Source organism: Pectobacterium sp. CHL-2024 (genome assembly GCF_044751765.1).
Taxonomy (GTDB): Bacteria; Pseudomonadota; Gammaproteobacteria; order Enterobacterales; family Enterobacteriaceae; genus Pectobacterium; species Pectobacterium brasiliense.
Genome location: NZ_JBIXKO010000002.1, coordinates 253,913 through 272,014, shown reverse-complemented (window position 1 = coordinate 272,014; position 18,102 = coordinate 253,913). Strand labels below are relative to the sequence as shown.

General features: G+C 52.6%; 13 protein-coding genes. 4 read left to right on the top strand and 9 right to left on the bottom strand.

The window, feature by feature from the left end:
- Positions 1 to 214 precede the first annotated feature (214 nt).
- Complete coding sequence (locus ACIPUG_RS06160) at positions 215 to 1,405, bottom strand: NupC/NupG family nucleoside CNT transporter (protein ID WP_104209560.1); 1,191 nt, start codon at positions 1,403 to 1,405, stop codon at positions 215 to 217.
- Between the two features lie 453 nt (positions 1,406 to 1,858).
- Between ACIPUG_RS06160 and ACIPUG_RS06155 the strand changes: the two genes are divergently transcribed.
- Positions 1,859 to 2,824: an aldo/keto reductase gene (locus ACIPUG_RS06155; RefSeq protein ID WP_400337871.1), complete on the top strand. Its 966-nt coding sequence runs from the start codon at positions 1,859 to 1,861 to the stop codon at positions 2,822 to 2,824.
- Positions 2,825 to 3,233: 409 nt separating this feature from the next.
- On the opposite strand, the gene ACIPUG_RS06150 is transcribed toward ACIPUG_RS06155, so the two are convergent.
- The 6 genes from ACIPUG_RS06150 to ACIPUG_RS06125 all read right to left on the bottom strand — a co-directional run bounded on the left by ACIPUG_RS06150 (position 3,234) and on the right by ACIPUG_RS06125 (position 10,583).
- Positions 3,234 to 3,575: a glucose PTS transporter subunit EIIB gene (locus ACIPUG_RS06150; RefSeq protein WP_010301002.1), complete on the bottom strand. Its 342-nt coding sequence runs from the start codon at positions 3,573 to 3,575 to the stop codon at positions 3,234 to 3,236.
- A 151-nt stretch (positions 3,576 to 3,726) separates the two neighbouring features.
- The gene (locus tag ACIPUG_RS06145) at positions 3,727 to 5,787 is read right to left on the bottom strand and encodes a beta-galactosidase (RefSeq protein ID WP_400337868.1); all 2,061 of its coding nucleotides are present in this window, start codon (positions 5,785 to 5,787) and stop codon (positions 3,727 to 3,729) included.
- A 47-nt stretch (positions 5,788 to 5,834) separates the two neighbouring features.
- Positions 5,835 to 7,049: an arabinogalactan endo-beta-1,4-galactanase gene (locus tag ACIPUG_RS06140; RefSeq protein ID WP_039284600.1), complete on the bottom strand. Its 1,215-nt coding sequence runs from the start codon at positions 7,047 to 7,049 to the stop codon at positions 5,835 to 5,837.
- Between the two features lie 35 nt (positions 7,050 to 7,084).
- A complete protein-coding gene (locus ACIPUG_RS06135; protein ID WP_014916158.1) occupies positions 7,085 to 7,933 on the bottom strand; it encodes a sugar ABC transporter permease in 849 nt (282 codons plus the stop codon).
- A gap of 12 nt (positions 7,934 to 7,945) precedes the next feature.
- Complete coding sequence (locus ACIPUG_RS06130; protein ID WP_010300993.1) at positions 7,946 to 9,262, bottom strand: sugar ABC transporter permease; 1,317 nt, start codon at positions 9,260 to 9,262, stop codon at positions 7,946 to 7,948.
- An 88-nt stretch (positions 9,263 to 9,350) separates the two neighbouring features.
- Positions 9,351 to 10,583 (bottom strand): extracellular solute-binding protein, encoded by a 1,233-nt coding sequence (locus ACIPUG_RS06125; protein ID WP_400337865.1) that lies wholly within the window; start codon positions 10,581 to 10,583, stop codon positions 9,351 to 9,353.
- 491 nt (positions 10,584 to 11,074) lie between these two features.
- Between ACIPUG_RS06125 and ACIPUG_RS06120 the strand changes: the two genes are divergently transcribed.
- Positions 11,075 to 12,157, top strand: a complete 1,083-nt coding sequence (locus tag ACIPUG_RS06120; protein WP_014916156.1) for an ABC transporter ATP-binding protein — start codon at positions 11,075 to 11,077, stop codon at positions 12,155 to 12,157.
- 402 nt (positions 12,158 to 12,559) lie between these two features.
- On the opposite strand, the gene ACIPUG_RS06115 is transcribed toward ACIPUG_RS06120, so the two are convergent.
- Together ACIPUG_RS06115 and galR are read right to left on the bottom strand one after the other, a co-directional pair.
- The gene (locus ACIPUG_RS06115) at positions 12,560 to 13,867 is read right to left on the bottom strand and encodes a maltoporin (RefSeq protein ID WP_014916154.1); all 1,308 of its coding nucleotides are present in this window, start codon (positions 13,865 to 13,867) and stop codon (positions 12,560 to 12,562) included.
- 485 nt (positions 13,868 to 14,352) lie between these two features.
- Complete coding sequence (gene galR, locus ACIPUG_RS06110) at positions 14,353 to 15,363, bottom strand: HTH-type transcriptional regulator GalR (RefSeq protein WP_039274381.1); 1,011 nt, start codon at positions 15,361 to 15,363, stop codon at positions 14,353 to 14,355.
- A 464-nt stretch (positions 15,364 to 15,827) separates the two neighbouring features.
- On the opposite strand from galR, the gene galT reads away from it, so the two are divergent.
- Positions 15,828 to 16,868, top strand: a complete 1,041-nt coding sequence (gene galT / locus ACIPUG_RS06105; RefSeq protein WP_400337863.1) for a galactose-1-phosphate uridylyltransferase — start codon at positions 15,828 to 15,830, stop codon at positions 16,866 to 16,868.
- A gap of 9 nt (positions 16,869 to 16,877) precedes the next feature.
- Positions 16,878 to 18,041 (top strand): galactokinase, encoded by a 1,164-nt coding sequence (gene galK, locus ACIPUG_RS06100; RefSeq protein ID WP_014916151.1) that lies wholly within the window; start codon positions 16,878 to 16,880, stop codon positions 18,039 to 18,041.
- Positions 18,042 to 18,102 lie beyond the last annotated feature (61 nt).

The following is an 18,102-nucleotide window of genomic DNA, read 5'->3' as shown; positions in this document are numbered from 1 at the left end:
GGAAGCACGGCGTAGCCGCATACTTCACGCTGCATGTGCGTTGGCTGTCATACCCAGCACGTTAGTAGACCAATAGCCTTATTTTACTAGTTTAAACAGGAGGCGCCGGAGAAAAATGAAGGAAATGTGGAAGATATGTCAGGGTTTGTAGGAAAAAGAGCCGGCAGCACAAGGCTGCCGGACAGGGATAAATAAGGCGTAACGCGGTGAAGGATTACAGCACCAGACCCGCGATAGCAGCGGAAAGGATGCTCACCAGCGTAGAACCGTAAACCAGTTTCAGACCGAAACGGGAAACCACGTTGCCCTGTTGTTCGTTCAGGCCTTTAATCGCGCCGGCAATAATACCGATGGACGAGAAGTTGGCGAAGGACACCAGGAACACAGACAGGATACCCACGCTACGTGGAGACAGTTCGCCAGCCACTTTTTGCAGTTCCAGCATCGCGACAAATTCGTTAGAAACCAGTTTGGTTGCCATGATGCTACCAACCTGAAGGGCTTCGTGAGACGGAATACCCATGATCCAAGCGAACGGATAGAACGCGTAGCCGAGAACTTCCTGGAAGCTGATGCCAAAAATGGCGCTGAAAACGGCGTTGACCGCGGCAATCAGTGCAATGAAGCCGATTAGCATCGCCGCAACGATAACGGCCACTTTGAAGCCTGCCAGAATGTATTCGCCCAGCATTTCAAAGAAGCTCTGATTTTCATGCAGAGTCCCCAACTGCAATTCCGGCTCTTCACCGACTTTGTAAGGGTTAATCAGCGACAGCACGATGAAGGTACTGAACATGTTCAGAATCAGCGCGGCAACGACGAATTTAGCATCCAGCATCGACATGTACGCACCGACGATAGACATCGAAACGGTCGACATGGCGGTCGCGGACATGGTGTACATGCGTTTTTCGGACATCTTGCCCAGAATGTCTTTGTAGGCAATGAAGTTTTCGGACTGGCCGAGAATCAGGGAACTGACTGCGTTAAAGGATTCCAGTTTACCCATGCCGTTCACTTTGGACAGGACCGTACCAATCGCGCGGATGATGATCGGCAGCACTTTAATGTGCTGCAGGATACCGATCAGCGCGGAAATGAAGACGATAGGGCAGAGCACTTTAAAGAAGAAGGAAATCAGGTTCTTCTCGCTGTTAACCATGTCACCGAATACGAAGTCCGTCCCTTGACCTGCAAATCCGAGTAGTTTGTCGAACAGCGCGGCGACCCCTTTGACTGCGCCTAATCCAATGTCCGAGTACAAGAAAAAATACGCGAGCAGGATTTCGATGACGAGTAACTGAATAATAAAACGAATACGAATACTTTTACGATCGCGGCAGACGAGTAGCGCCAGCGCCGCAACAACAACCAGCGCCAGAATAAATTGCGCGATATGGGACAGGGACATGTGTGCTCCAAATATGAGGCAGGCCTAATTTTCCACGTCATTTTATGTAACGCGTGCATTAAAAATGAGAGGAAGGACGCAAAAAAACAATTATACCTTGGGATTTTATCTAAACTAAATGCTACGTCTCGTTATTTGCGTCTTTCTGTTCATTCATTATTCTTATTCCACACATACCCGTCATACTTCAAGTTGCATGTGCGTTGGCAGCGTTCAGTCACCCGAATCACTTACCTGAGTAAGCTCATCGGGATTCCTTCTCTTGCCGCGTTATTCGGCCTTGTGGCCTCACCCCTTTGGGGTCAGCGCAAGCGCTGTTCAAAACGTTAACGTTTTGTCCTGAAACTTGAATTATTTAGGGTATAGAAAACGAACTGCCGTGTTTTGCGTTGCAGGTTGGCGAGGTTTTTTATGATGTTTTCTGCATGATTCAAAAGGAGAGTGATGATGTCAGTATCAAATACCACACGTGAGCTTGGACGTTCAGGAATCGTGGTACCGCCGTTCTCGTTCGGCGGTAATGTCTTTGGCTGGACGGTCGATCAGTCGACATCGTTCAGCTTGCTGGATGCACTGCTGGCGCACGGGCTGAATTTTATCGATACCGCTGATGTTTATTCGCGTTGGGCACCCGGTAATCAGGGCGGTGAATCTGAAACCATCATCGGCAATTGGCTGAAAAAAAGCGGTCAGCGCGACAAGGTCATTCTTGCCACCAAAGTGGGGATGGATTTGGGCGATGGCAAGAAAGGGCTGTCTCCTCGCTATATTCGTCAGGCGGTCGAGGCTTCATTACAGCGTTTGCAAACTGACTATATCGATCTTTATCAGGCTCATGCTGATGACAAAGACACGCCGCTGGAAGAAACGCTGGCTACGTTTGATGCGCTGATTAAAGAGGGGAAAGTCCGCACGATTGGGGCGTCTAACTACAGCGCAGCGCGTCTGGCTGAGGCGCTGAAAGTCAGTAAAGCTAACCATCTGGCGCGGTATGAAACGCTGCAACCGGAGTACAATTTGTACGATCGACAGGGCTATGAAGCTGCGCTGGAACCGCTGGTACGTGAGCAGAAGATTGGGGTCATTAGCTACTATTCGCTGGCTAGCGGGTTTCTGTCAGGCAAGTATCGTCAGCCAAAAGATGCGTCGAAAAGCGCCCGCGGGCAGGGTGTGGTGGAAAAATACCTCAACGAGCGCGGCCGCACCATTTTGGAAGCATTGGATAGTGTGGCGAATGCGCATCAGACGACGCCGTCGCAGGTTGCGCTGGCCTGGTTGATCGCCCGTCCGAGCATCACCGCCCCGATCGCCAGTGCAACATCGCTGGAGCAGGTTGCTGAACTCGCAGGCGCGACGCGGCTGGTACTGCCGGCTGAAGATATTGAGTTGCTGAACCGTGCGAGTAGTTATTAGGACGCGGCTAGCTTCGGCACACTTTTATATTTATGCGGACGTGAAGATGGTTTCGTGCGCCATAATGCCGCCATTTTCATGCTACGTCGTAGCATGCGCCCGACATAGGGGGCTACGCCAGCCCCCTATGAACCCCGGCTTTTTGGCGGGAATTATGCCGCTACGCGGTCCCATCGGTGTTCATGACCGCTAATCGAGCCACCAGTGACGCGTTCCCGACGCGGCACTGGTTTTCGCGACGTCCTGTCGCTCACTCGGCGGTCAAGCCCACCGCTGCATAATTTTTTACGCCGGATAACGGCAAGGTATTCGTACATTCACAACATTATTATTGCGCACGAAACTACCTCAATAGTGGCATAAAAATGCGACTAAGCTAAGAAACAGCGACTAAGCAGGTCTAAAACCGCTACCGAGCTTCTGCGCCATCATCCTCAAACCAGGCGGCTAGTTCGCGGCGCAGGTTATCCGACTGGGTGCCGAAGATGGCCTGTACCTGATGGCCGACAATAATCACGCCGATAGCGCCCAGTTTTTGCAGGCTGTCGCTGTTGACCAACCGCAGGCTGTGAACCTCGACCCGCAGGCGGGTGATGCAGGCATCCAGACTGACGATATTTTCTTTGCCACCAAAGGCGGTTACCAACTGCTGCAAGTTTTCTTTGTCTAGCGGTGAAGCGATTTCAATCTCGGTAATTTGCTTACCCAACATTGATGCGAACAATTTCCGAAAATTGTGAATCTTGCCCATCGTAGTCACCTCTTCGTTTGTTTATCAGCGTGCGTAGGATAATGCCGTTCACGTAACATTACTGTTAGGCGAAACACGGTGATGATGTTCCGTCGGAACCTCTGCACCGTGCTCGCCCGGTATCGTAAGGCTTAATCAATAAGCCTGAGCCTTACTGCAATGCGCGGCGTAGGATCCGGCAGCCGTAGCCTGACAGGTCGAGCGCCCCTGAAAGCGTGCTGCCCGTAGTCATCTCTTCGTAGACGGCAGGCAGCGTAATGTACTGCGGTGTTGCCGTGTAATTCTGTACGAAGATGAACTCACTTTCCCCGTCATCACGGCGATGAGCCACAATGCCGTAAGGCAGGTCGGTCGGCAGCGCACGCGGTAGATCCAGCGTCTGTATCAGCGTGGTGAAGAAATCACGCTGGAAGGCGAGATCGTTGCGCGACGCGATGTAATAGGCTTGACCCTTGCCGTAATCATTGACCGTAACGGCCGGACGTCCAGCGTAGAAATCGCTGTCATAGGTTGCCAGCGCTCGCGCGCCTTCGAGATGAATCAGCTCGCACAGGTGGGTGACCTGATACGGGCCGACCAGACGTTGCTCGTTACCGTCCAGACCGCTGATGCTGTTGCTTTCATGATCGTACAGCCCGTCGATTTCTTCCGCCCAGATCCCCATGATCGGACGCAGCGGGCCGGGGAAGCCATTTTGGTGGCACAGATCGGTTTCGTTGACGACGCCAGACCAGTAGGTGGTGACGAAGAGGCCGCCCTGTTTGACGAAGGCGTCGACGCGTTCGGCAAAGCCATCACGCACCATGTAGAGCATCGGGGCGATGACGAGCTGATAGCCGCTGAGGTCGACATCGGCGTTGATGATATCTACCGCTACGCCCTGTTCCCAGAACGTACGGTAATGCTCAGTGACGGTTTTTTCGTAGAACAGCCCCGCATTGCGCGGCCCTTGAGCGTTGTCCATCGCCCAGCGACTTTCCCAGTCGAAAATGATGGCGACGTTGGCGTCAACCCGACTGCCTGCCACCGGTGCGAGTTTGTTGAGTATGTCACCCAATTCCTGCACTTCACGCCCGACGCGGGTGTCGATATGTCCGACATGATCGACGACGGCACCGTGGAATTTCTCAACGGAACCGCGGCTCTTACGCCACTGGAAATACTGCACGGAGTCTGACCCGTGTGCGACAGCCTGAAGTGAAGACAGGATATGCATTCCCGGCTTTTTCAGTTTGCTGATCGGCTGCCAGTTGGTCAGGCTCGGCGTTGACTCCATCAGGTAGAAAGGTTTCCCACCTTTTAGCGTGCGCATCAGGTCATGATACATCGCGGTGTAGGCACCCAGCGTGCAGTCATCTTCCGCGTTATGCCACAGCGGGTAGCTGTCCCAGGAGATGAAGTCGATGACCTTCGCCAACTGCCAGTAGTCGTAATCATAGAAGTATTCCATGAAGTTCGTCGTGGTTGGCAGAGACGGGTTTTCAGCTTTGAGAGGCGCAATTTCGGCGGCACAGAAATCGCTAACCTGTGAGGTGTTAAAGCGTTTCCAGTCCAGATTCAGGCCGTGAATCGACATTTCACCGATGGGTGACGGGGGCTCTAACTGCGACCAGTCGGTGTAGGTGTGGCTCCAGAAAGTGCTCCACCACGCTTTATTCAGCGCGTCTATCGTGCCGTAGCGGGCTTTCAGCCAGTTCTGGAAGGTGCTGCGGCAGGTATCGCAATGGCACTCTCCACCGTATTCGTTGGAAATATGCCAGCCGATCACCGCAGGATGGTGCGAGTAGCGTTTTGCCAACTGGGTATTCATTTGTTTTACTTTTTCGCGATAATTCGGCGAGCTCAGGCAGTGGTTATGGCGACCGCCGTGCAGCGCCCGCACGCGGTTGCTGCCCACGCGCAACACGTCTGGGTATTTCTGCGATAACCAGGCCGGGCGTGCGCCGCTCGGTGTTGCCAGAAAAACGAAGATACCGTTGGCATACAGCGTGTCGAGGATGCTGTCCAGCCAGCCAAATTCGTAGCGACCTTCTTCCGGTTCAAGCCCGGACCAGCTAAAAATGCCCACGGACATGACGTTGCACTGGGTCTGCTTCATCATCTCAATGTCTTTTTCCAGCACCTCTGGATCGTCCAGCCATTGGTCAGGGTTATAGTCTGCGCCGTGCAGCAGAACAGGCACCTTGCTGCTTAATGGGGGGAATTTGAACATCGTTCTCTCCTAAACGGGTTGTCAACGTGTTGAATACGGTTTGCGGCTTACTTAAACGCTTTGATGGAAGGCAGTACGTTGCCTTTGCAGTCGAACAGCGCCTGATTTTCCCGCGCGTTGCCTTCCTTCCATTCGTCGTTGTTGTATTTCATGCCCGCTTTCGTAGCCCAGGTTGCGCCGGGAGTGGGCAGCCAGATTGGCTCCCAATAGAAGACGCCTTTGCCACGCTGATTGGGGACGTTGATGACGCTTTGCATCAGATCGTGCAGGTAATTAGCCTGACCCTGAACGGAAGCCGGGTAGCCGCCTGCATCCAGCTCTTTTTGCTGGAAGCTGTTTTCCGCGTTATCACAGTTTTCGAGCGTGTAGGCATAGGCGGCTTCAACCACAATGATGTCTTTATTGTAGCGTTTGGTGACGTCGTTCATATTGTACTGCAACGCGCTGATAGGGCCGTTCCAGTAGGTGTAGAACGAGGCACCAATCACATCAAACGGGACATTGCGTTTGACGATTTCATCGAACCACCAGATAAAGGTGTCGTTTTTGGTGCCTTCTGCCAGATGCAGCATGATCTTGACGTTATTCGCGCCCTGTACATCCTTCACGCCCTGAATACCGGCTTTCAGCAGTGCCGCGAGGCGATCGAATTCGCCGCCGCCCTGACCCCAGCTTTTTCCTTCCGGCCACAGCATTCCGCCGTTCAGTTCGTTACCGATCTGCACCATATCTGGCATGACGCCCGCTTTCTGGAATTCGCTAATCGTGGCCTTGGTGTAGTCATGTACGGCAGTCGTGAGCTGCGCTACGTTGAGGCCAGACCAGGCTTTGGGCTTGTTTTGGTGAGCCGGATCGGTCCAGAAATCGCTGTAGTGGAAATCCAGCAGCACTTTCATGCCGTTCGCTTTGGCGCGTTTAGCCAGCGCCAGCGTGGTCGCCAGATCGTTGTTACCGCCGCCGTAACCATTGCCCGCCGCATCTTTCGGGTCGTTCCAGATGCGCAGACGGATATAGTTAATGCCATTTTCTTTCAGGATCAGCATGGCGTCTTTCTGCTTGCCGTTCTCGTCATAAAATTTTCCGCCGTGCTTTTCCACCTCGTTCAGCATGGAAATGTCCGCGCCTTTAATGAAGTCAGCAGGGACGTTCGTCAATTTTTTGATCGTCACATTTTCTGCGGCATACAGGGTTTGCGGCAGGGAGACAGTCAGCAGGCCAGTTGCGAGCATGGCGGCCATCAGTACGCGTTTTTTCATTTTCATTTTACGTTCCTGGAATTTGTACAGATGTTGAGTAATTACCCTTTGGTTCCGCCTGAGGTCAGGCCGGAGACAAAGTACTTTTGCAATGAAAGATAAAGAATGGCGACCGGCACCGCGATCAGTACGGCACCCGCGGCGTAAGTGGTGTAGCTGGCGCCCATCTTCTGCGAGACCAGGTTGTACAGCCCGATGGGCAGCGTGTACTGATCCGGCGTGCGCAGGATGGTGCTGGAGAGAATGAAATCACCCAGCGGACCGGTAAACGAGAACAGGGCGATCACCGCGATGATCGGCTTGGACAGCGGCATAATGATCTCGATAAAGATGCGGAAGTTACCCGCACCGTCCATACGCGCGGACTCATCCAGATCTTTCGGAATGGCGTCCAGATAGCCTTTCATCAGATAGGTGTTCATCGGTATCATGCCGCCGACGTAAACCAGCACCAGCGCGATATGGCTGTTCACCAGTCCCAGCATCTGCGCCAGTACGAAAATGGCGATCAGGGCAGAGAACTGCGGAATCATCTGCAACAGCAGAAACAGCATCAGCCCGTTCTGGCGGCCGCGAAAGCGGAAGCGAGAGAAGGAATACGCGGTGAAGCTGACGCTGATGAGCGTCAGAATCATGGTCAGGAAGCTGATTTTCATCGAATTCCAGTACCACGCAGCGTAGTCAATCTGGCCGTTAAACAGCTCCTCATAGTGAATGAAGGAGAAGTTATCCGGGATGATCGAGGTGTTGAGCAGGCTGTTGCCGGGGTTCAGCGACGCGCCTACCGTCCAGATCAGCGGATAAATAATGATGATCGCCACGATCGTCAGCAACAGGTAGGTCAGGCCGAGTTTGATAAAATTCTGGCGTTTAACGCTGTGTTTTTTCATCTGCGCGTTTTCCTATGCCATGTTGTCTTGTTTGAAGGAATTGGTGGCGCGGAACTGCCACAGCGCGACGCCCACGACAAAAATCGACAGCAGAATGGTGATGCTGGCTGCGATCGCATATTGGGAAGAAGACATCGTCAGCTTATAAATCCAGGACACCAGAATATCCGTCCCGCCCGCGTTGGAGCCGATCACCGCCGGTCCGCCGTTGTTGAACAGGTAGATGATGTTGAAATTATTAAAGTTGAACGTGTACTGCGTGATGATGATGGGGGCAATGGAGTAGAGCACCAGCGGCAGCGTGATGGTGGTGAGCTTGTACCAGCTGCTGGCTCCGTCAATCGTCGCGGCTTCGTACAAATCGTCAGGAATCGCCTGCAATACGCCCGTCGTCATGGCGAACACAAACGGGAAGCCTAACCATGTTTGCATCAGAATCAGCGCGGTCTTGGTCCAGAACGGATCGGTCATCCACGCTTTAGGCTCAATCCCCAATGCAGCCAGAATGCCGTTATTAATCACACCAAACGTTTCGTTAAACATCCCTGCGAAAACCAGAATAGTGACGAAACCCGGCACCGCCCACGGCAGAATCAGGATGGTGCGGATCAGCGGCTTAAAGCGCAGGCCTTTCTGGTTCACCAAAATCGCCAGCAGGATGCCTACGGCGCACTGGAGTGTGGTCGCAATCAGCGTCCAAATCACCGTCCATTGCAGCACGTCAAAGAACGTCGAACGCCAGAGATCGAGCCGGAAGATGTTGATAAAATTCGTCATCCCCACCCAGTCGACCAGCTTGGCGGGCGGCGTGTGATAGAGGTTGTAATTGGTAAAGGCGATGGAAAAGCCGAAAATAATCGGGAAAACCACGACAAAGACCAGCAGGATGAAGCCGGGCGTGATCATCAGATAAGGGAAGCCTTCGCTCAGCAGCATCTGATATTGCTTCTTCACGCTGTTCAACGGCAGACCTTTATCGCGTCTGGCACCGCACACGTAAGCATCGCGCAGGCTGAGATAGTAAACGCCGACGCCAAAAGCGGCGACGATCACGCTGATAATGCCTTTTGCCAGCAGAAAAATAGAGTGATCGCGCGGCAGCTCGGTGCCCAACGTGATGAGCCCCCAGGCACCGTTTCGCAGGAAATCATGGAATATGCCGATGAAGCAGGCCATGACGATAAAGAAAAGCGCACCTTTGACGAACTGGCGATTATAAATCTGTCCGAGTCCGGGGACGAGCGCCAGCAATACAGCCGTTCTGGCGTGGCGACATCCTCTTTCTTGTGGCGTAAGGCCGCTGGCGTTGACGGTCACATCTACCTCCATTTTTCTTAAAAACATGGGTATCCCTTACATCCCGAAATCGATTGGGGATGACAAGGGATCCCATGTTGACCCACGGTGGTGCGGGGGATTACTGGTTACTGTGGTTAGCTTCGATCTGCATTTTGATAATCTTCACGGCAGATTCCAGCGCCGCTTTGGTGTCCTGCTTACCGGTCACGCTCAGTTGCAGCGCGCTGTTTGCTGGCGTCCAGACTTCCTGCATTTCCGGTACGCTCGGCATAGGAACGGCATAGCCAGACTGGATCGCGACAGCACGAGATTTTTCATCGTCCTTAATCAGCGGATCGTCAACCAGCGCAGCAATCGGTGGGATTTCACCGGTTAACTGGAAGCGGACTTTGGCGTACTCAGGCTGATTGATGAACTCAATGAATTTCTGCGCCAGCTCTTTGTTTTTGGAGTAGGTGGAAATGCTGTAGCCTTTCACGCCCAGCAGCGAACGTGGATGCTCGCCATTTGGCAGCAGCGGAAGTGGCGCGACGCCATAGTTTACGCCCGCGTTTTTGTACGGCTGGAATGCCCACGGGCCAGTAATGACGGCTGCGGCTTTTTTCTCGGTAAACAGGGAATCGATGGCGTTAGCGCCGGTTTCACCGACGATACCCGGTGGGAACAGGCCATCGGCATAGAATTTCTTGATGTAGTTGACGGCGTCGATGGTGGCTTGTTTATCCAGACCGATGTCTTTTACGTTCGGTGAACCGTTGCTGTTCTGCCCGAAAATGTAGCCACCCATCCCAGAGATGACGCCATAGGCGTAATAAATTTCGTCAAATTTCGCCAGCAGGCCGTAACGGCCTTCCGCACGTTGCTGCTTGGAGAAGGTGAACAGGTCGTCGAATTTTTCTGGCGGCTGTGGCATCAGATCTTTGTTGTACACCAGCACGGTGGTTTCAACGGCTTTCGGCACGCCATACAGCTTACCGTTATAGGTCTGGGCTTCCAGTGCTGGCTTGGTGAAACTCGACAGGAACGTCTGATCCAGCTTCAGTTCGCTAATCAATCCCTGAACCACGGCAGTCCCGACCTGATCGTGTGGCATCACGATCACATCCGGGCCGATTCCTGCCGGGCCATCCAGACGGAGTTTCTCAATCTGCTGTGCGTAAGGCGTTTCCAGCACTTTGATTTTGATATTATTCTGTTTTTCAAAGGCTTTGATCGCGTCGGCGATGCCGTCGGATTTCTTGATATCTTCCCATACCAGAAGTTCTTTGTCGGCTGCCAGCGCTGATTTGCTGAGTACACCGGTGATACCCAGTGAAATCATAATGACGGTGGTCAGTGTTTTCATTTTCATCATTAGTCCTCAAAGCCCTGGTGGGCCCATCATGGTAGGAAATCGTCGCGTACTTTCCGCTTTCGCCGTTTTTGCTGTCTCTGTGCGATGTTGTGTAACGTTACATCACACGGCAGTACACCGCAGGGAATGAGGCATCTAACAGTACACGTTGTTTGGCGATCGTCGCTGTGTGGCGCTTGACGCTTTATTACGCGTTTTCCACAAACTAGGATAACGGTTACACCAATGGCGATTACATTAAGCAGAGTGCGCCACGTCTGCCAGCGAAACATGTAAAGGCTGTGATCTCATGCACAAAAGTAACCCCCTGTTTGTGCAAACGGTTACACCATGCTGTTATATTGCAATTATGACCAGCGTGCAGGTAAACCTGGCCGGATGCTAATGCGTCTGGAAGGGCTACCGAGCCATTTTGAGTAGACGACCACTGGGCCGTTGTGACTCAGCGCTTATATCCTGAAAAGCAAAATTATCAAGAGGTTACCGTTATGGCGTCGATCCAGTTGGATAGAGTGAGTAAGCATTTTGGCAAAACGATTACGCTTCACGATGTGAATCTGACGATTGCGGATGGAGAGTTCGCCGTTTTTGTTGGGCCGTCTGGCTGTGGTAAGTCGACGTTGCTGAGAATGATTGCCGGGCTGGAAGATGTCACGGGCGGTGAAATCATGATTGATGAGGCAGTGGTGAATGATGTTGCCCCCGCTCACCGTGGCGTGGCGATGGTGTTCCAGTCTTATGCGCTGTATCCACACATGACCGTCGCTGAGAATATGGGCTACGGCCTGCGCGTGAATGGTGTCCCGAAAGACCAGATTAAGCACCAGATCGAGATGGTGGCGAAGACGCTGCAACTGTCTCACCTGCTGGAGCGCAAGCCGAAAGAACTATCCGGTGGTCAGCGCCAGCGTGTGGCGATAGGGCGCGCCATCGTGCGTAACCCGAAAGTGTTCCTGTTTGACGAACCGTTGTCGAACCTGGATGCAGAACTGCGCGTGGATATGCGGTTGCACATCGCCAAGCTGCATCAGGAATTGAAAACGACGATGATCTACGTGACGCACGATCAGGTCGAAGCCATGACGTTGGCTGATAAAATCGTGGTCATGAATTACGGCAAAGTCGAGCAGGTGGGATCGCCGATGGAGCTTTATTATCATCCGGTTAATCAGTTTGTCGCGGGCTTTATCGGCTCGCCCAAAATGAATTTCCTGCCTGCGCAGGTCATCGATTGGACGCCGGATAACCTGACGGTGAATATCGCCGATCAGCTACAGCTTGAGCTGCCGATCCGCACTGGTGAACTGAGCGTTGGCAGCACGGTCACGCTGGGGCTGCGGCCGGAACACGTGTCGCCGGAAGGTGAGGGGATTCGCTTGTCATTCGGCTGCGAGGTTGTCGAGCGCTTAGGTAACAGCACCTACCTGTTCGGGCAATGCTGCGGCATTGATAACTTCAAGCTTCTGCTGGCAGGCGACAGCGCCTTCAAGCCGTATGAACACATTGAGGTTTTCTTCTCACCCAATAACTGTCTGGTGTTTAATGCCGATGGCTTGCGTATTAGCGCGTAGCTGAGTGGCTGCATCGCTGAATATCAATAGTCCAAATCCCTTCTAAACATAAACAGCGCCCTTAGCGGGCGCTGGCTTTGCTGCCGCTGTCTACGGCCTATTGTCGAAACTGTTCTTCTTTATGCTGATGCGGTGTAAGTGTTTCGTGCGTGTTAGGCATCTTATTTCTCTGTAACATCGTTACACGCCCGACAAGGCGCGCTCCTGACGCGGCGCAGACTTTCGCGGCGTCCATGCCACTCATCCGGCGATCATGTACACCTCAGCGCGATTTTTTACGCCGATGTAAGAAAAACTGTGAGTGCGCAGATATCAGAAACGGAAAAAGGCTCTCCGCAGAAAGCCTTTTGGGAAATACCCGACGGGAATGATGGGCCCGTCGAGCTGAGGGTTAGTGCGGTATTACCACCAGGCTTCTGCCTGAATACCGAAGTTCACCGCATTGCTGCGATCGTCGTTGAAGGTGTTGCGGTTTTCATTTCCACGGTTTTGGTAAGACACGAAGAAGCGCAGTTCCGGGCGTGTCAGCATAGGAATATCAGCGCTGAAGGCGTGTGCCAGCGTGTATTTCTCGCCACTGTATTTGGTTTCTGTACCCGCTTTCCAGCTATCTTTTTTCTGATACGCACCTACTTCCAGATAGGTTTTCTGGTTCTTGGTCCAGGCATATTGGCCGCGACCTACCGCAGATAATAACTCTGTGCTGTCGCGCCAGCGGCTGATTTCATCTGCTTTACCGTAGGTCAGCACATGGCTAAGAGAAATATTATCCGTAATCGGTAGATCACCAGCCTGAATGACGCGGTAGCCTTTAGCACTGTCGTTAATGCTCCAGACGTCATACCAGCCGCCACCCTGATCGACCATGTTGTGCGCCAGCCCTTTGTCGGCATATTGCAGCACCAGTTTCTGATTGGATTTGAGGCCAGAGAAGTAGTGGCTGAGCTCGCCCGTGATCATCATTGAGTTTTTAGGATCGAATTTTTGCCCTTCCGCGAGGAACGCATTTTTCTGCGTGTCCGCTTCATTTGGCATCGCGTAGGAGATACCGAACTCTGTCCACGCGCCGTCCCACGGTTTCCAGCCCGCATAGCGTGCGTCCAGATAGTTGATATTCAGATCGTTATAAGTGTCTGTTCTGTCTTTACATGCTTGAGTACTGCTGTCGCAGCCTAAATCAATGTTCATGTTTTCAGCATCGGCACGGATCCAGGCAAAAGAGAATGCGCCTTCGCCCGCTTTGACGTTTTCGATCCCAGCGCCCGCACCGGAGATATTCCAGTATTTGGTATCGATGATGTGCAAATCATGACGCTGATAGTAGCGTTTCCCAGCCCATACCGTGGCATCCGGTAGCCCAGGCACAAAGCCTTTTGCCTGAAGGTTCAACTGGCGTAAACCAAACTCGGCATCGTCATTTTTTGTTGTTTCATTATCGTTCGAGCCGTTAGAGAACATGGAAATCATGCTATCGAAGTAAAACGTTTTCCCATTTTCGTTATACAGCTGCTGCCCTAATTGGATTTCGCCGTAGGTGTCATCTTCGTTACCTAATCTTCCTACATAGCTTTTATCGGCGGCCTGTTGTTTCCCGTGGTTTGAAGCTCCCACGCCAGAACGGAAGTACCCTGAAAAATCAACAGAATAAGAAGGGGTTGCCAGCATTGCCAAACTCAGCGCAATGGATGTTGTCAGCAGTTTTCTTTTCATAATATACCTTTCGCTTATTCGGGTAAGAATGTGGATGTTCCAAATAACATGACGTGAACGGAGGTAAAACGTTTCCACTCATGGCGAAGGATTATGGGGGAATAAAATGAAGTGTGACATGATTGTTCTCACAAAATACAAAAGAGTTACACCACTATTTACACAGCTGTAACGATATTACAGAGGGTATTTTGATTATTTATCAGCGCTGTCGCGGTGTTATTTGCTGTGTGATGCTGTGTAACTGGTTACACGTTTTGTTCGCGAGCCTAAAATGCAGCATAAAAATTTTTTATGTCAGAATCGGTGACGTTACATAAAAGGCGTGATGCGATGCCGAGTAGGAAACATTTAAGAAAAATAGTGAAAGAGAGTCTGCGGAAGAGAAGTACAGAACAGGGTGTGTAAGTGCAGAAAGGTAATGATGTCGTGCTTGCCTGATGCGAAAGAGCAACGCATCGGGCAAGCTGAATGATAAAAGGCGGTTATTTCTTACGGGCTGGGGGACTGACAGAATGGCGGCGTACGAGCGTCGGGCTAAACATGTTCGTGGTTTCACTGAGCTGTTTACCGTGGGATAACGCGATGGCTAATTCTGCCGCCTGAATTGCCATGGCGGAAACCGGATAGTGCACGGTTGTGAGACGAGGGCGAAGATAGCGGGCGATCAATACGTCATCAAACCCGACCACCGACATATCCTGCGGTACGCTGATGCTGTTATCGCTTAGGACAGAAAGGGCACCTGCGGCCATGGAATCGTTGTAGCACACCACCGCCGTCATATTGCCGCCCCGACTCAGTAATTCCATCATGGCGGATTCACCGCCCACTTCGTCCGGTGAGGCGCGGGCAATGAGGCGTTCATCCCGTGCGATGCCGTGCTCTTGCAGCGCATCCACATAGCCTTGCAGGCGGTCGGCGGAGTCAGAAATTTGGTGATTCGAACAGAGAAAGCCGATCCGCTGATGCCCTTCCTGAATTAAATGGCGGGTTGCCAGCCAGGAGCCATAGCGATCGTCGAGTGCAACGCAGCGGTTTTCATAACCGGGTAACGTACGGTTGATGAGCACCATGTCAGGAATGTGGCTCATTAGCGCCGCCAGTTCCTCATCTGAAAGCATTTTTGCATGCACGATCAGCCCCGCGCAGCGGTGGCGAATTAACTGCTCAATGGCTTTCTTTTCCTGCTCGGCATTGTGATAGCCGTTACCAATGAGCAAAAAGTTGCCAGTTGCCTGGGCAATTTGTTCGACAGATTTCACCATCGTCCCGAAAAAGGGATCGGACACATCCGCGACAACCAGTCCCATGGTCTCCGCACTTTGGTGTGCGAGCGCTCTGGCATTGGCGTTCGGATGATATTGCAGCTCCGCCATGGCCTTGTGTACGGCTTCCCTTGAGGCGGTACTGGCTTTGGGCGAGTTATTAATCACGCGCGAAACCGTAGCGACTGATACACCTGATAGACGAGCAACATCCTTTATTGTGGCCATTGGCATTCCTGAGCGGTCAAATGCGTAGTGAGGCGGACCGCAGCCTAACGCGCAAGTTAAAAGAAAAAATCGATTACTTATATTTATAAATGTACAGGTTTTTGGGGGATGTTACCTATCCGACCACCTTTCCTTTTTGATCCAGACCGTACTTATGTGATCGCTATCAACAATCATCGGTCATTTCTCTCTTCCAAAATACCATGCTGAGGTTTAAATTTAGGGTAACCGATTACACTTATATGGCGGTTAAACGATAGCTAACTATCGTTATTCAGCATTACTACAGCTATTTTATCCATGCCATATAGTGAAACTGATTACATTAAGAGGTTTTTCTGGCTGAGTTTACAGACTGACCTGATGCCTCTCCGAGATCTCTGACGGACTGTTAGCGCCATACAATGGGTTGCGGATGGTGCCGCGGTTGTACCGAATTTGTGTTTTGTATTGAGGAATAGCTTATGCAGTTTGAGCCGACTGAACATCCGCATCGCCGTTTTAACCCGCTGAAAGGCGAATGGATTCTGGTTTCTCCGCATCGTGCCAAGCGCCCCTGGCAAGGGCAGCAGGATGAACCGGATCGCGCCACGCCACCGCCTTACGATCCGACCTGCTATCTGTGTGCGGGCAATAAACGCATTACTGGCGACATTAATCCGCACTATCAGGGCACCTTTGTTTTTACGAATGACTTTTCGGCTCTGATGGAGGACACGCCGGATGCACCATCGGGCGACGACGAGCTTTTCCGCGTGCAGCAAGCCCGTGGCGTCAGCCGTGTCATCTGTTTTTCTCCCGATCACAGTAAAAGTCTGCCACAGCTTTCGCTGCCAGCGCTGAAAGCGGTGATTGATACATGGAGCGATCAGACTGAGGAACTGGGCAAGCGGTATCCGTGGGTTCAGGTTTTTGAGAATAAAGGGACGATGATGGGGTGCTCCAATCCCCATCCGCACGGGCAGGTTTGGGCTAACGATTTTCTGCCGAACGAAGTACAGCGTGAGGATGAGCAGCAACGCGATTATTTCTCCCGTCACGGTTCGCCGCTACTGCTGGACTACGTTCGCCGCGAGCAGGCCGACGGATCGCGCATTGTGGTGGAAACGGAGCACTGGCTAGCGGTCGTCCCTTACTGGGCGGCGTGGCCATTTGAAACGCTGGTCCTGCCTAAGTTCGCCGTGCAGCGATTACCACAGCTCAATGACGGTCAGCGTGACGATCTGGCGCTGGTCCTGAAAAAGCTGACCAGCCGTTATGACAACCTGTTCCAGTGTTCCTTCCCCTATTCGATGGGGTGGCATGGCGCGCCGTTTAAGGGCGATGACATCGCACACTGGCAGCTGCATGCCCATTTTTATCCCCCGTTATTACGTTCCGCCAGCGTGCGCAAATTTATGGTCGGCTATGAAATGCTGGCTGAGACACAGCGTGATCTGACGGCAGAGCAGGCCGCTGAACGTTTACGCAGCGTGAGTGATATCCATTTTCGTGAGCAAATTTGAGGTCATTTTATGAGCCGTATTGATTCTCTACGTCAGTTAACCGAGTCTGTTTTTGTCCGATTATTTGGCTATGCGCCGCACGCGGCTATTCAGGCTCCCGGTCGGGTCAACCTGATTGGTGAGCACACCGACTATAACGATGGCTTTGTCTTGCCTTGTGCTATTGATTACCAGACGGTGGTCAGCGCGGCAGTACGTCAGGATGGCATCGTGCGGGTGGTCGCGGTGGACTTTGACAACCAGCAGGATGAATTCGATCTTGCCAAAGAGATCGTGCCTCACCCGGACTACACCTGGGCGAACTATATCCGTGGAACGGTGAAGTTTTTGCAGGCGCGTGGCCTGCCGCTTACCGGCATGGATATGGTGGTCTCCGGTAATGTGCCTTCTGGTGCAGGGCTAAGTTCTTCGGCCTCGCTGGAAGTGGCGATAGGGCAGACGTTCAAAGAGTTGAATAATCTGGATATCAGCCAGTTGGATGTGGCGTTGAACGGCCAGCAGGCGGAAAACGATTTTGTCGGCTGTAGCTGCGGCATTATGGATCAGTTTATTTCCGCTCAAGGGCGTGTTGGTCAGGCGCTGTTGATCGACTGCCGTTCTCTGGAAGGGCGCGCTGTGCGTATGCTCGACGGCGTTGACGTCCTGATCGTGAATTCTAACGTGCGCCGTGGGCTGGTGGACAGCGAATACAACACGCGACGCCAGCAGTGTGAGGCGGCGGCGCGTCACTTTAACGTCAAGGCGCTGCGTGATGTTTCATTGGCACAGTTTGAAGCGGGAATCGAGGGGCTGGATCCGGTAGCGGTACGCCGTGCGCGACACGTTATTACCGAGAATCGCCGTACGCTGGAAGCGGCCGATGCACTGGCGCGTCAGGATGCGCACCGTTTGTTTACGCTGATGGCAGAGTCGCATGTCTCCATGCGTGACGATTTTGAAATTACCGTGCCACCGATCGATGCGCTGGTGGATCTGATTCAAGAGTATGTCGGTGAGCGGGGCGGTGTGCGTATGACCGGTGGCGGTTTCGGTGGCTGTATTGTCGCCCTTATCCCTTCGGCGCTGACGGATGAAGTCAAACAGGTGATTGAACGGGAATATCCGGCGCGCACCGGCCTTCAGCCGTCTATCTATCTGTGTCAGGCATCTGGCGGCGCGGGTCGCGTAAGTTAAGTTTCGGCTGGGAAAGCGAGTGAAAAGGGCTTTGATTAAAGCCCTTTTTACATTTCATGTG